The organism is Selenomonas ruminantium AC2024, from assembly GCF_000687995.1.
GTDB lineage: Bacteria > Bacillota > Negativicutes > Selenomonadales > Selenomonadaceae > Selenomonas_A > Selenomonas_A ruminantium_B.
In genome coordinates, this window is sequence record NZ_JIAC01000001.1 from 856850 (window position 1) to 871537 (window position 14688).

At 49.4% G+C, this 14688-nt stretch carries 11 protein-coding genes and 1 riboswitch; of the genes, 5 read left to right on the top strand and 6 right to left on the bottom strand.

The genetic code is table 11. The features are described 5' to 3' along the window. Position 1: 1 nt before the first annotated feature. From P157_RS0103955 to P157_RS0103965, 3 genes are read right to left on the bottom strand one after another with little or no spacing between them, the layout of a single operon-like run. Entirely contained in the window at positions 2 to 1267 is a 1266-nt protein-coding gene (locus P157_RS0103955) for a zinc ribbon domain-containing protein (protein WP_026759871.1), read from the bottom strand. A gap of 23 nt (positions 1268 to 1290) precedes the next feature. Further along, complete coding sequence (locus tag P157_RS0103960; RefSeq protein WP_026759872.1) at positions 1291 to 2637, bottom strand: hypothetical protein; 1347 nt, start codon at positions 2635 to 2637, stop codon at positions 1291 to 1293. A 15-nt stretch (positions 2638 to 2652) separates the two neighbouring features. Then, positions 2653 to 3798 carry a PrsW family glutamic-type intramembrane protease gene (locus tag P157_RS0103965; RefSeq protein WP_026759873.1) on the bottom strand — a complete coding sequence of 382 codons (1146 nt, stop codon included), beginning with the start codon at positions 3796 to 3798 and terminating at the stop codon, positions 2653 to 2655. A gap of 190 nt (positions 3799 to 3988) precedes the next feature. On the opposite strand from P157_RS0103965, the gene hydG reads away from it, so the two are divergent. The 4 genes from hydG to P157_RS0103985 all read left to right on the top strand — a co-directional run bounded on the left by hydG (position 3989) and on the right by P157_RS0103985 (position 8409). Continuing rightward, complete coding sequence (gene hydG, locus P157_RS0103970; protein ID WP_026759874.1) at positions 3989 to 5437, top strand: [FeFe] hydrogenase H-cluster radical SAM maturase HydG; 1449 nt, start codon at positions 3989 to 3991, stop codon at positions 5435 to 5437. 69 nt (positions 5438 to 5506) lie between these two features. Continuing rightward, a riboswitch (TPP riboswitch) is annotated at positions 5507 to 5610 on the top strand. A 55-nt stretch (positions 5611 to 5665) separates the two neighbouring features. Then, the gene (gene thiC / locus P157_RS0103975; protein WP_026759875.1) at positions 5666 to 6979 is read left to right on the top strand and encodes a phosphomethylpyrimidine synthase ThiC; all 1314 of its coding nucleotides are present in this window, start codon (positions 5666 to 5668) and stop codon (positions 6977 to 6979) included. A 126-nt stretch (positions 6980 to 7105) separates the two neighbouring features. Continuing rightward, positions 7106 to 7621: a nitroreductase family protein gene (locus tag P157_RS0103980; protein ID WP_026759876.1), complete on the top strand. Its 516-nt coding sequence runs from the start codon at positions 7106 to 7108 to the stop codon at positions 7619 to 7621. A gap of 104 nt (positions 7622 to 7725) precedes the next feature. Beyond that, on the top strand, positions 7726 to 8409 hold the full coding sequence (locus P157_RS0103985) for a hypothetical protein (RefSeq protein ID WP_026759877.1): 684 nt from the start codon (positions 7726 to 7728) through the stop codon (positions 8407 to 8409). Between the two features lie 64 nt (positions 8410 to 8473). Here the strand turns inward: P157_RS0103985 and P157_RS14845 are convergent, their stop codons facing one another. From P157_RS14845 to P157_RS0104000, 3 genes are read right to left on the bottom strand one after another with little or no spacing between them, the layout of a single operon-like run. Then, positions 8474 to 10999 carry an ATP-binding protein gene (locus P157_RS14845; RefSeq protein WP_051598483.1) on the bottom strand — a complete coding sequence of 842 codons (2526 nt, stop codon included), beginning with the start codon at positions 10997 to 10999 and terminating at the stop codon, positions 8474 to 8476. Further along, the gene (locus P157_RS13805) at positions 10992 to 12110 is read right to left on the bottom strand and encodes a BMP family ABC transporter substrate-binding protein (RefSeq protein WP_051598484.1); all 1119 of its coding nucleotides are present in this window, start codon (positions 12108 to 12110) and stop codon (positions 10992 to 10994) included. Before P157_RS13805 ends, P157_RS14845 begins: the two co-directional genes overlap by 8 nt. Continuing rightward, a complete protein-coding gene (locus P157_RS0104000; RefSeq protein ID WP_026759878.1) occupies positions 12107 to 13153 on the bottom strand; it encodes an HD domain-containing phosphohydrolase in 1047 nt (348 codons plus the stop codon). Before P157_RS0104000 ends, P157_RS13805 begins: the two co-directional genes overlap by 4 nt. Before the next feature lie 139 nt (positions 13154 to 13292). Between P157_RS0104000 and P157_RS0104005 the strand changes: the two genes are divergently transcribed. Next, on the top strand, positions 13293 to 14612 hold the full coding sequence (locus P157_RS0104005) for a sensor histidine kinase (RefSeq protein WP_026759879.1): 1320 nt from the start codon (positions 13293 to 13295) through the stop codon (positions 14610 to 14612). Positions 14613 to 14688 lie beyond the last annotated feature (76 nt).

Genomic DNA, 14688 nt, shown 5'->3' on the forward strand with positions numbered 1-14688 from the left:
TTTATTCCATTCGTGAACCGGTCTTTTTAGATGATTTTTCGTCAATTAGCCAAGTGTTACCTTGTAAAATCAGAGTAGCTGTCCCTGCGAAAGTTTGAACCATAACTTTACCACCAGCAACTCTATCTTTAGCTGTTAATTTATAACTTAGGACAACGCGATTAGGACTAGAAGAAGTGATTTTTAGATCTGTAACACTACTATATATGGTGTTGGCAAAGCCTTTGACAAAGTTGTCATAAATACCCATTTGATTTTGTTCGCGCTTGGTAAGCATATTATATGCTTGCTGATATTGACGATTGGTGATAGCCTGATGATAATTCTGCATAACTTTTATAGCCGCATTACCTGATTGATTTGTGTTTTGGGAAGTGTTTGCAGGGGCGTTTAGCCATGTTCGCATGTATTTTACTTTGCCGTTACTAATTACAAAACGTAGAACGCCAGTTTTATCATCAGCAGTTTTAAGAGTATAATCATATGCAATACCATCGACTACGGATACTTTCTGATATTCTTGGCCATAATTTTGTAAGACTTCATCTTCCGTAGTGCCTTGATGTATTCCTCGCTTTGTTCGAGCATCTGGGGATTTAGAAATTACTTCTATAGCAACATCGTTATTGAAAAATACATCTACATCTGCGAATGAATAGAGTTGGCCGCCAACTTTTTTGGTTATATTGTTCTCTGTTCCTAATAACTCATGAACATGTTCTAATTTATTGCCCAGCTCAACACCTTCAATTGACAAATCTGACTCAGCGTTTGCCCAAAATTCTGTAGAGGATACTGAATCTTTATCTTTGGTTTTACCTGTAAAGGAAATATCTGTAGATGTTGCTTCTACCCCGAAATAGTATTTAGCTAATACGCCGCCAGTTACGCCTAAGGTTATAATTAGGACTATACCTAAACCAATCATTATCTTAGGCGATATGTGTATTTTAGGAGAGTTTGATTTTTTTGGAGAGGGCATTGCTTTATCATTTTTAGAAATATTTGGTTGTATAGGCTTAACTACAGTGGGCACTTCTGTTACAGGAGCTTGGGGGCGAGGTGCCCCACATATTGTGCAGAATTTTCCTGCATTGGTTTGCCCGCAATTGCATGTCCAACTATCATCATTATCGGTTATAGAACTATCATTTGCTGGTGGCGTTATTTGAGGCCGCGCTTGTCCGCAAATAGTGCAAAATTTACTGTTGTTTTCGTGGCCACAGCTGCAGAGCCAAGTTCTATTGTTATCTTGTAGTTCGCTCATTATTGACACCTCCTAACAGTTGCTTATTTGGTTTGTTTGCCATTGGCGTTATAATACTTATACTGGCTAACTGAGCCATCGCTGTTACGCTCTACTACCAGCTTATGATAGTAATGTATCTTACCGTCATTCCTGAGTGCAGCATTTACTTTTTCGTCATTAATACCAAAATACGCTACTTCTGATACTCGTCGATGAGTATCACAAACTCTACGCCATTTAGCATATTTTGCCTTTGTTAATGCGGGTTGTCCATCAGCGTCATAATAGGTTAATTCTTTTATGTTTCCCACATCATCGTAGGCGTAGCCCTTGCCGTAGATATCTGCATATAATTCGGCAGCATTTCCATCTGCATTTTCAGTTTCTATTTTAGTTAAATCACCATCATTGTTATATGTAAATCTGTAAATAGGTTGCGGTGTGACGGAGGCTGTACTTTTTGATGACCATAATTCCCCGTTGGCATTATAGAAGGATATTTTATTGGGAGAAAAATTATTTTCATCATATGAACAGGTGAAATATGAACAATAGCGTTCGTAATTACCACGAATTTGGTCAAATACTAAAGTATAAATACTCATGTTACCATTCACCATTTCACCATCCGCACCCAAGAACTGTTTTTTGATTAAACGATTTTGTTTGTCGTACTGCCATACAATACGTGCCACATCACCCAAAAATGGATATAGCCGCCCATCCATATCGGTGCTTTCCATTCCCACAGGTAATCTATGCATAATGAAATTACTATCATAGTAGAATTTTAGTTGTAAATCATCACCAGATTTTAGCCAGCCGGATAATTTTATTGTCTCTAATAAATTATGATTGTAGGTGAATTTCGCTATCAAATCATGTCCGTTGTTGGAAACTGGCGTCATATCTGTAGTTAGATACTCTGCCTTGTCTGGTAAGCTGCTCTTATTCGAATTTGTAAAACGAATTGCAGCTATGTCAGCTTGCCAGCTGACAGGCTTGTCGTTATCAGAAAGGAAGTTATATGTCATATTACCGTTATCTTCGTAATTTATAACAATCTTAGCAAAGCGGTTAGAGACGTTTACGAGGTCTAATCCCCAGTAAACATTTATTGGTTTATCATTATATACGGCAACAACTTCTTTGATGCGTTTTAATTCGTCCAATTCGACTTTATAGACAACGCCTTTGTGGGCAGCCTCGCCATTTACCTTTTCTATGCCAACAAACTGTCCATGTGGCAACAAATAGATGCGTTTATAGTAACCAGCATCTAGTCCCTTGTCTTGCCCTTCCCAGGGGAAATTGCATCCAGAGATTAGGAATGTAGTGATAATTAATACTAATAATACAACTTTTCTGGAAATTGTATGTGTATTCATTTCAGTCACCTCCGCTTATTCCCTTTCAGAGATTTGACGTAAACCGGCATTGATCATGATTAATAAGAAAAGCCATACAGCTATGGTGAGGAAGATTTGCATTATAGGCAGTGTAGAGGAAATTTCAACGGGCATATCCCACATGCCGTGCATGATTATGACCACGACTAAAAACTGTAAAAATTTGGGATGAAGTATTATCTCAGAATCAATAAGGTCCTCTTTTTTCACCATAGCCATGGCTGCACCGGCTAATCCGGTCCAAGCGACATGACCACCTAAGGCCAGTATGCCACGTAAATAAATTATCTCTGTTATATCGTCACTGCGCATAGCGTAACCGGCTGTTTCAAAAACCGCAAAACCTGCGCCAACGGCTGCACCAATCAATAGTCCATTAAGAATGTATTTTTTCTTAACGGAGTTCAGGTAGTAGGCAACTACAATTATTTTTCCCAGTTCTTCAACTATACCGACCATCATGGCACTGGTAATGGTCCAGGTTCTGATATCTGCTACCTCATATAATATGCAAGTAGTAAGGAGTGAGGCTACGCCACCAATGAAAAATATTTTTGTAACTTCGAATATGCTAATATTACGTGGCGCGTTGACTTCAAAGAAAAATATGACAGCAGAAAAGGGAACTACTAGCGCACCAATAAAGATTATGCCGGGAATGGCATTAGCGTTGTGGAAATGTTTTGCCATAAACAACAAACCGATAAATGTAGCTGCAAGTACCATAAAAACTCTGGAATAAAGCCATGGTCGTGGCCAGGCACTAGATATTTCCTCCTCTGGAGGTGTAGTTTTGACTGTTCCACAGCTGAATAATTCCTCAGCCTCTTCGGTAGTGTGTTTTTTTCCAACACTTATGACAAGGTCTTTCAAGTTTAAATCGACATTTCCGGTACCGCCGGTCATGGCGTTTACATGTTTCACAATACTATTGAAGCCTTGTTTTGCTTGTGCTCCCAAATCAGCATTAGGCAGAGTGGTTTGAGAAGATAGGTCTGTGGTAGGAGCGGTCATTTCAATTTGTGATACCGGTGAAGTTTGCGTCAGCTCGAGCTTGTGACCACATTCTGGACAAAATATTCCTTTGGTGTCAGGCAGTTTATTTCCGCAATGTGGGCAGAAATTAAGATGTAATGACATGACTATACCCCCTCTATAAAATACAGATGATGTTTTAGAGTCAGATTATGGAGTATATTTTATATGGATATATTTCTACGGGGTGGGGGACATTCCTGCCCGAAAGTTTGACTTTTCCACAAAAATTATGGTGCATTGTGCTATACTAATGGTTGGAGACCTTTGTGAAGCCGAAAGGAAGATGACCATTATGGCAGAGTACAATCCCCGTTCTTTGCGGGCAGAGGAGTTTATCAATCACGAGGAAATCCTGGCAACTTTGCAGTATGCTCAGGAACACAAGGACGATTACGCGCTAATCGACGAAATTTTAGAAAAGGCCCGGCCGGTAAAGACTGGCACGGGCTATATTTGCAAGGGGCTGTCGCATCGGGAGGCATCGGTGTTGCTGGCCTGTGAAAATCCAGACAAGATTGCCCGGATGTTTGCGATTGCCGAGGAAATCAAGCAGGCTTTTTACGGCAACAGGATTGTGCTCTTTGCACCGCTCTACCTGTCAAACTACTGCGTCAATGGCTGCGTGTATTGCCCCTATCATGGGCAGAACAAGCATATTCCCCGCAAGAAACTCACCCAGGAGGAAGTGAAGGCGGAGGTTATCGCCCTGCAGGATATGGGCCATAAGCGGCTGGCCATCGAGGCCGGGGAAGACCCGGTGAACAACCCGTTGGACTATATTCTGGACTGCATTCATACCATCTACAGCATCAAGCATAAAAACGGTGCCATCCGCCGTGTGAATGTAAATATCGCGGCGACCACCGTGGAAAATTACCGCAAACTCAAAGAGGCAGGCATTGGCACCTATATTCTCTTTCAGGAAACCTACAATAAGGAAAGCTATGAACGGCTGCACCCCACGGGGCCGAAGCATGATTATGCCTACCATACCGAAGCCATGGACAGAGCCATGGAAGGCGGCATAGATGATGTGGGCCTTGGCGTGCTCTTTGGCTTGGAAGGCTATAAGTATGAATTTGCCGGTCTGCTCATGCACGCAGAACATCTGGAAGCTGTGCATGGTGTCGGCCCGCATACCATTTCCGTGCCGCGCGTGAAAAAAGCCGACGATATCGACCCCGATGCCTTTGATAACTCCATCAGCGATGAAATCTTCACCAAGATTGCGGCCTGCATTCGACTGGCTGTGCCGTATACCGGCATGATTATCTCCACCCGCGAATCTGAGCAGGTGCGCGAGCGAATGCTGCAGGTGGGTATCAGTCAGGTCAGTGGGGCCAGCCGTACGAGCGTGGGCGGCTATACGGAAAAGGAACGGCCGACGGATACGGAACAGTTCAATGTGTCCGACCAGCGTACCCTTGATGAGGTCATCAAGTGGCTGATGGAGACGGGGCATATTCCCTCCTTCTGCACCGCCTGCTATCGGGAAGGCCGTACCGGCGACCGCTTTATGAGCCTCTGCAAGAGCGGGCAGATTGTCAACTGCTGCACGCCCAACGCTCTGATGACGTTGACGGAATACCTTACAGACTATGCCAGCGAGGAAACGCGGGAACTGGGCTATCGGCTCATTGATGAGGAGTTAAAGAAGATTCCCAAGGAGAAAGTCCGGCAGATTGCCGCAGAGCATATCGAAGCCATCAAACATTCGGATAAGCGGGATTTCCGGTTCTAAAGAAAGTCTTGAACTTGGCTGCTAAAACTGCTAGAATGAACAATAGGTTTCCCTCGTGGGACAAAAACAAATAAATAGAACGGGAGCTCGCAGACGGGCTGAGAGGAAGTTGCGCACTTCGACCGCACCTGATTTGGATAATGCCAACGTAGGGAAGATTTTTATAGACCGGGAAGGACTTTATTCAAAGTCCTTCCCTTTTTTGTGTTTTGGAGGAGGCAATAGCAGATGAGCAGAATTTACACAACGCAGATGGATGCAGCACGTCAGGGAATCATCACGAGGGAAATGGAAATCGTGGCGGCCAAGGAAAAGATGGCGGCAGAAGATTTGCGGGCGCTGGTGGCTGAAGGCAAGGTGGCTATTTGTGCCAATAAGAACCACAAAGCACTGAATCCCGAAGGTGTGGGCAGTATGCTAAGGACGAAAATCAATGTGAATCTGGGGGTATCTCGGGATTGCAAGGATTACGATTTGGAAATGCAGAAGGTCATGAGCGCTGTGGATTTGGGGGCTGAATCCATTATGGATTTATCCAGTCATGGCAATACGCAGCCTTTTCGCCGCAAGTTGGTGGCCGAGTGCCCGGCCATGATTGGCACAGTTCCCATCTACGATAGTGTCATACATTATCAGCGGGACTTGGCAGAACTTACAGCGCAGGATTTTCTCGATGTCATTCGTCTGCACGCTGAGGATGGCGTGGACTTTGTGACCTTGCACTGCGGCATTACGCGGGACACGGTGCGGCAGATTCGGAATCAGTCGCGCAAGATGAATATTGTCAGCCGTGGCGGAAGTCTGGTCTTTGCTTGGATGAGCATGACCGGGGAGGAAAATCCCTTTTATGAATATTTCGATGAGATTCTTGACATCTGCGCGGAGTATGATGTGACGATTTCCCTGGGGGATGCCTGCCGTCCGGGCTGTCTGGCCGATGCCACGGATAACTGTCAGATTGATGAGCTCTCCCGTCTCGGGGAACTTGTGGAGCGGGCCTGGAAGCGCAATGTGCAGGTGATGGTGGAAGGGCCGGGGCATGTGCCCCTCAATCAGATTGCTGCCAATATGGAAATTCAAAAGACGCTTTGCCATGGCGCGCCCTTCTATGTGCTGGGGCCGCTTGTTACCGATATTGCGCCGGGCTATGACCATATCACGGCCGCCATTGGCGGGGCAGTAGCCGCCATGCACGGTGCCGCGTTCCTCTGTTATGTGACGCCCGCAGAACATTTGGCTCTGCCCAATCTTGAGGATGTGCGGCAGGGGATTATCGCCAGCAAGATTGCCGCGCATGCTGCTGATATTGCCAAAGGATTGCCAGGGGCACGGGAAGCGGATGATAAGATGGCGGCGGCCCGCCGGGTGCTGGATTGGGAAGCGCAGTTTGCCTGTGCGCTGGATGCGGAAACGGCGCAACGAATCCGCCAGAGCCGTATGCCGGAGGACGGCCATAGCGAAACCTGCAGCATGTGCGGCAAGTTCTGTGCCGTGCGCAGTATGAACAAGGCCTTGAATCACGAATATATCGATATCCTGTAATGTGTGCGTGCTTTTTAATATCGCAAATTATAATTGCGGGAAACTGTAACTGCGGCAGGATTTTTTTGCTTGGTTCGCGAAATAATGCTTGTTGATATTGTTTACAACTGCAAGGAGGTTATACGAATGGATTTTATTGAACTGGCGAAAAAGCGTTATTCCTGTAAAAAATTCCAGCCGGATAAAGAAGTGGAACAGGAGAAGCTGGACCGGGTTCTGTTGGCGGGCCAGCTGGCGCCTACGGCCAAGAACAGCCAGCCGCAGCATGTCTATGTACTGAAATCCGAGATGGCGCTGAAACTCGTGGATGAATTGACGCCCTGCCGTTATGGTGCGCCAGTGGTTTTGGCTGTGGCCTACAACAAGACGCAGTGCTTTACCTATCCCGGTGATAAGTATGACTCCGGCGCGGAAGATGCCACCATTGTGGCCACGCATATGATGTTGGCGGCAGCAGATGCGGGACTCGACAGCTGCTGGCTGAATTTATTTGACCCGGACAAGGCGGCAGAAGCCTTGGAACTGCCGGCAGATGAAACGGTTGTCATGCTTTTGGATGTGGGCTATGGGGCAGAAGGTGTGCGGCCTCTGCCGAACCATGAAAAGACGAAAACCATGGAAGAGTTGGTCTCTTATCGCTAATCTTCATTTTGTTTTCATAGTCAATCATTATATTTTCATTTAACTTTGTTATACTTCATCTTGTTCGAAGGTTAGCGTTAAGCAAGACTGGAGGAAACAAGATAATGAATCAGATGAAGAAGATTAGCAAGAACATTACCAGCAACATTATGAAGAATATGCGTCTGCAATATGTCCGCACCTCGCTCGCCAAAATCACCGCTGTGATGGTGGTGACCATGACGGTGCTGGCCCAGAGCTTGATTGCCGAAGCGCAGGAGGCTGAGCCTGACATTACGCGGGATATGCGGGCGCTGGAGCAGAATGGAGTCTACCTTACCGGGCTGACGCATCGCATCAAGGCTGAGGACAGCTTGATGCAGAAGATTCTGTCCGATGCCGTGAAGGATAACGTGAACTTGGGGCAGGCCGCTGACGGTATCAGTGATGTACTGCGCTATACCCTCGTAATAAAGGACGAGGATTACAGTCATCGGGTGCCCGAAGCCATGAAAAAACTCACCGCCAGCGGCTATGAGGTGGTGAAGTTCAATAATGCCTGGGGCGGCAAGTTCTATCAGGGTATCAATGTGCAGCTCATCAGCCCTTCGGGCGTCAAAACGGAATTGCAGTTCCATACGCCTAAGTCCTACGCCATTAAACAGGCCTCCCATGGCGTTTACGAAATCCGCCGCAATCCCGAAGCCACGCCGGAAGAAGTGGCCGAAGCAACGGTGAAGAGTATCGCCTACAACAGGCAGGTGAAGATGCCGCCGGGGACCAAGGAGATTGTCTGGGAAAACATTTAAGAACGTATAGCATAAAAAGGTGCTGTGACGAAATGGAAAATCATTTCGTCACAGCACCTTTTGGCTATTGCGGATTTGCTGCTTCCGCAGTTTTGCGGTAGAGCGCCATGATATCTGCGTGGTGTTGCTGGAGGTAGTCCAGAGCCTGTTGCTTTTGGCTGGGCGTTGCGTCTTCTGCCAAATAGTCCTTGGCGGCCTGTTCCTGCTCCTTGGCCTTTTGATTGAGACTACGGCAGCCGATGGTCAGTGCGGCGGACTTTAGCGCATGGATATTGATGCGGTAGTCATCCCAGTTGCCCGTGGCAAAATCTTCGTCCAGCCGTGCAATCTTGGCGATGGACTGTTTGCTGAACATGCCCAGTATGTTGTGGTAGATGGCCTCCATGTTGTTGCAGTATTTCATACCCAGTTCGCGGTCAATGAGCGGCGAAGATGGTGTGTCTGCTGCTGTGGCTGGAGGAGCCTCTGCGGCAGGGGCGGGGGCAGGCGTTGCCATCGGCGGCAGGGAAACCGGAGCCGGTTTTATCAGTTCTGCTGGCAGATAGCGGTGCAGCATGGCGGTGAGCTCATCACCGGTCATGGGTTTGCTGAGGTAGTTGTCAAAGCCTTCGCCGAGGAATTTTTCTCGGGAACCCGAAAGGGCGGTGGCTGTCAGAGCGATAAAACGGGTGCTGCTGATGCCCTGCAGCTGTTTGGCCTTGTGCAGAGTTTCCACCCCGTCCATGCCGGGCATCATGTAGTCGAGCAGAACAACATGGAATTTTTGTTTCTGCAGGGTTTCCAGAGCTTCGGCACCACTATGGGCAATGGTGGTCTGCATCTGCGTTTCCTTGAGCAGACTGCTGGCCACAAAGCAGTTCATATCGTTATCGTCCACGATGAGCACACGGGCATCGGGGGCGATAAAGCTGGCCTGATGGCTGAGATTGGTATCGAGGTCAGGCTGGGCATTGAGATTGAAAACACCAATCGGGTCAAAGGAATGGACTTCCTGAGGCAGTTCGATGGTAAAGGTGCTGCCTTCACCATAGGTGCTGTCCACCTGAATGGTGCCCTTCATCATGTTCAGCAGGCGATGGGTGATAGCCAGTCCCAGACCGGTGCCCTCAATCTGGCAGTTGCGCTTGATGTCGAGGCGCTCAAAGACATGGAAAAGGCGCGCTCTATCTTCTTCGCGAATGCCGATGCCGGTATCGGTGACGGCAGCCCGCAGGCGCAGGGTGCTTGCACTGCGCTGGCCGCTGATGTCTAGTGTGACGGAGCCTGACGGCGTGTACTTGATGGCGTTGTTCAGCAGGTTGATGAGAATCTGGCGCAGGCGGCCCGCATCACCATAGAGGCCGTTGGGCAGATAGGGGTCAACGTGAATCTTGAAGGCTAGATTTTTGGCCTGAGCCCGTACGCCTACCAGAGTGCCGACTTCCCGCAGCACCTGGCCCAGCTGATAATCTGTGGCGACGATTTCCATATGCCCGGATTCGATTTTCGAGAAGTCCAGAATTTCGTTGATGATGGTCAAAAGGGCCGCCGTGGCAGATTTGATATTGCTGGCGTACTTTCGGACTTCCGCAGGCAGTTCCTGCCGCAGAATCATTTCGTTCATGCCACTGATGGCGTTGATGGGGGTGCGGATTTCGTGGCTCATATTGGCCAGGAACTGGCTCTTGGCCTGGTTGGCAGCATCGGCAGCCTGGCGCGCCTCGCGCAGTTCCTCCGTCTCGGCTACACTGGTCTGAGCCATGAGCAGATAAATGCTCAGGCAGGCGAAGAGAATCAGCATAAAGGAAAAGAGAAAGAACACCCGCTGATAGATGCTCGTAATCTGACCGGCTACTGCTGACCAGGGCATATAGCCAATCAGGGAGAAATCGGTCTGGGGAAGGTCAGCACCAAAGACGAAGAATTTTCCCTCGGCTCCTTCGGTATAGACGGCGGCAGCTTTGCTGTGCTGCAGGCGGCGGTGAACCTCCTTCATGCCCGCCTGAATCGTGTCGTCGGCCCAGAATTTGGTATCATCCGTGGTGTAGTTCTCGTAGGGTACGGCCAAGGTGCCATCGCGGTATTGAATGATGACATGGGTAAAGGCATCATAATCGGAAAGGGCAAACAGCTGGGGCAACATCTCCGGCGGATAGACCTGATAGAGAACATAGCGGACATTGTCGCCATAAAAGACTGGCGTGGCCAGCAGGATGCCAATGTCGGGATTGTAGTCAATGATGGTGTTGCCATGGAAGGCAAGCTGCAGGCGGGGAAAGGAATCCCGGGACAGGAATCTTCCCATGGTATGATGCTGGAAGTCGATAAGTCCTGCCTGCCCCTGGGGATTTTGTTGGACAAGCATCTGCAGGACAGCCTCTTTGTCCTGTTCGTGCGTAGACAGATGGTTGGCCGCTGTCTGCAATGGCGTCAGAAAACGGAGGAAGCGTTCCCCAGCCAACATGGAGAGATCTTCGGTCTGGCGGGACACGGAATGTTCAGCGGCATTGTTGAGCATAGCCACAATGCGATGCTGTATGAAGATTCCTGCGAGGAAAATCAAAAAGAGCGTCATTAAAATGGTCAGCAGCATTTTTTTGCGGTTATTCAAGAATCTCCACCCCCTTCACCAGCCAGTCCATGTGCTGCAGCAGACGGTCATCCCGAATGGATTCATCCGGTCGGCAGCGCAGGTTGCCCTGACGGTCGTAGATTTCACCGGCAAAGACGAAGCGCCCGCCCAGCATCGTTTTCTTTATCTGGTCAAGCCGTGCTTTTTGTTCGTCGGTGACAGCGGGAGAGAAGTCGCAAAGTTCCACAAAGCCAGCTTCCATGCCCACCCATTGCTTATCCATGTAGTTTAGTTCGCCCTTGAGATAGCGGCGGATGATGTCCTCGTAGTAGCGGTCCCAGTTGCAGACCACGGATGTCAGGGCATGGCTGGAGCGCCAGCTGTGTTTGCCTAAATCTTCGTAATAACCAATGTAATCGATGCCGAGCTTTTCGGCCACATCAGCAGCTGCGGGTTCGTCCTGATGGTAGGTGAGGATGTCGGCACCAGCTTCCGTAATCAGGCGGCGTGCTTCCTGTGCTTCCTTTTCCTCATCCTGCCAGCTGCCGGTCCACATGACGACGACCCGGGCGGCAGGATTTGTCTGCTGCACACCCAGAGTGAAGGCGTTGATGCCGCGGTTGACTTCGGAGTTTTCCATGGCAGCCACGTAGCCAATTACATTGCTCTTGGTGCGCATGCCGGCCAGTGCGCCAGCCAGATAACGGCCCTGATACATGCGCACGAAATAGGAGGTCATATTGCGGGCATGACATTCAGCGGAGTTGGTGCCGAAGGCAATTTGAGGATATTCGCGGACGAGTTTTTTGGCTTCCTGGGAGTAGGAGTAGCTGGCCAGGAAAATCATGCCGGCACCTTCGCTGGCGAGTTCTTGAACGGCCTGGGTGCAGGCACCGTCACCGATAATGCGTTCCTTGGTGATGAGTCCTATGCCCATGGCAGCACAGGCCTTGCGGATGCCGCGGTACTGAGGTGCGTTCCAGCCCTCTTCGTCAATGCCACCCAGCAGGACAATGCCGGCTTTTGGCTGGGGCTGGTCGAAGGTGCTGCTGGAAAAAATCCAACAGGCGGCAGCCAATACGATTAAGATAAAACTGACAATGAGCCGGGTAGCCCATTGGGATAAATTGTGATGCAGCCAGAAATTCATACCGTTCCCTCCCGAAGCTGATAGTCGCTGTCCTCATCAATCATCTGCAGCATGATATCGGTAAAATAGGGATCAAGCTGCTTTCCACGGGCTTTGAGCATTTCCTGACGGACTTCTGCCTGGGGCAGACCGTCCCGGTAGCTGCGCTTGGAGGTCATGGCGTCGTAGACATCAGCCACAGCAATGATGCGTACCTTTTCCAGTATGGCCGTGCCAGAAAGACCGTCAGGGTAGCCGGTGCCATCATAGCGTTCGTGATGATGGCGGGAGGCACATAAAAGTTCTGGCATTTCCTTCACATGGGCGAGAATATCGCCGCCAATAATGGTGTGCTGCTGCATGGCGGCGTATTCCTCGTCGGTCAGCCGGCCCTTTTTGTTGATGAGGCTGGAGGGGATACCAATCTTACCGATATCATGGAGCCGGGCCATATAGTAAACGGCGTTTTGGTATGCTTCTGATTTGCCTGCCCGACGGGCAATTTCCCGGGCGTAATCCGCTACGCGGCGGGAATGGCCGTTGGTGTACTTGTCTTTGGCATCGATGGTGTCTGCCAGAGTTTCTACCATCTGCCGGAAGAGGCGCCGGGTAGAGGCCAGCTGTTCCTTGGCGATGGCGGTCTGTTGGTCGATTTCCTGCTGCATGTGGTGCTGCAGGGACTTGAGCTCCAGGGTGCGCTCGATGCGGCGCAGGATAAGAGTGGGAATGAAGGGTTTATGGACGAAGTCAAAGGCCCCGGCCTGAATGCCCTGCACCTCGGTTTCCTGGTCCGAGTCCCCCGTAAGTATGATGACGGGAATGTCCTTGGTGGCCTCATTTGCTTGCAGGGCCGCCAGTACCTCAAAACCATTCATTTCCGGCATATTGATATCCAGGAGTATGAGGTCTACAGATTGGTTGGGAAGCTGGGCCAGGGCTTCAGGTCCGCTGGACACAGCGGTGAAGTCGTAATTGACGCTGAGGATAGCTTCCAGCGTCATCTGATTGATGATATCGTCATCTACAGCCATTATGCTGCGGCGTTTTTTCGGTAGAAAATCCATAGTGAGGTTTCCCCCCTTTGTCGAATAAATTAGTGAAAATTTAATCTAATTATAATTTTAGCAAAAAGGTAGCGAGAAATCTATACTTAGGTTAAAATATAAATGCAGGGAATTGCAGCTCGGAAGGCGAGGGATGAGAATGGAGTATTTTTTGGCGTTAATGATTGTGCTTCTGCAGTTTTCCGGTGTCTGGCTTCGCTATCTGCCTTTTGCGAAAACAGTTACCGTTGTTCAGCGGCGCAAATTGGTGCAGCTGGCAGTAAGCTGGGGCATTTTGGCGTTTGCTATCTATGCAGCCATTATGAGCATGGACGACGGAGAAGTTCTGCGCTTCAAGCTGTTGGTAGCTTTCGGCTGGGTGCCGTTCTTCCTGATTTCTTATTACTGCATTCCGCGGGACTTTGTGCAGCATTTGTACGTGCTCGGCATGCAGAGTTTGTTTGCGGTACTCCTGCATACCATCAGCGGTTTTGTCGTGGGGGCGGTACTCTCGGCTGATTATGGAGAACGCATGCATATGCTGGCCATAATCAGTTGTTATCTCGTGCTGTTTACGCTGCTGATTCCATTGGAACGCCGTTGGTTCAGCACGCTGGTACTGGCGCAGCGATTTTTCCAATTCCGGCATCTGGGCCTCTACATTGCCCTGATGCCGCTGATGGTTCTGTTCGCTTATGCCCTGCCCTGGCTGGATGGGCAGCTTTATCATAGCGTGCCCGAGCGGGTCGGGCGGCTGGCCCTGCCGATATTTTTCTTCCTGATTTTCCGGCTGGTGTTCAAAGCTGCCCATCAGATGTCTGAGCATATGATGGAAATCGGCCGCAACAATATGTTGGCCCAGCAGCTTTATTCCTTGAGAGAGTACACGCGCCTGACAGAGGAACGTCGTCAGACCTTGCGGGTTCTGCGTCACGATATGCGTCATTATACCCGCCTGCTCAGTGCACTGCTGGACAGTGGGCGCATCCGTGAAGCAAAGGAATTGGTGGAAAAGCAGGCGGCGGAGCTTGAACGCACGACGATTCGGGAATTTTGTGCCAATGACCTCATCAATGCGACACTGTCGATTTATCATTATCATCTGGGCAATCTGGAAATCCCACTGCAGCAGAAAATCAGTCTGCCAAAGGAGATGTCCGGCATGGATACGGATGTGGCCATCGTGCTGTCGAACCTGTTGGAAAATGCCTTGCATGCCAGCATGAAGCAGCCGGTCATAAATCGTGAGGTTAAGGTATCGGCTCAATATGAGGGGGGACGGTTTGTACTGTCGGTGGCCAATCGTTTCGAGGAGCCGCTGCTCCTGGACCGTGACGGACTGCCCTACAACGAAGAACCGGGACAAGGTGTGGGGATGATATCACTGCGGGCCTTTATCCGCAAGTACAAGGCGCAATGCAATTTTTGCCAGCAGGATGGCTGGGTTACGGTGACACTTAATTGGCATGGGGAAGATTAGTCCGGAGAAGGCAAGAAGAGAGGCGCTATCATGGCAGCGCCTCTCTTCTTGTTGGTCTTATGTATGAGCACAGGCT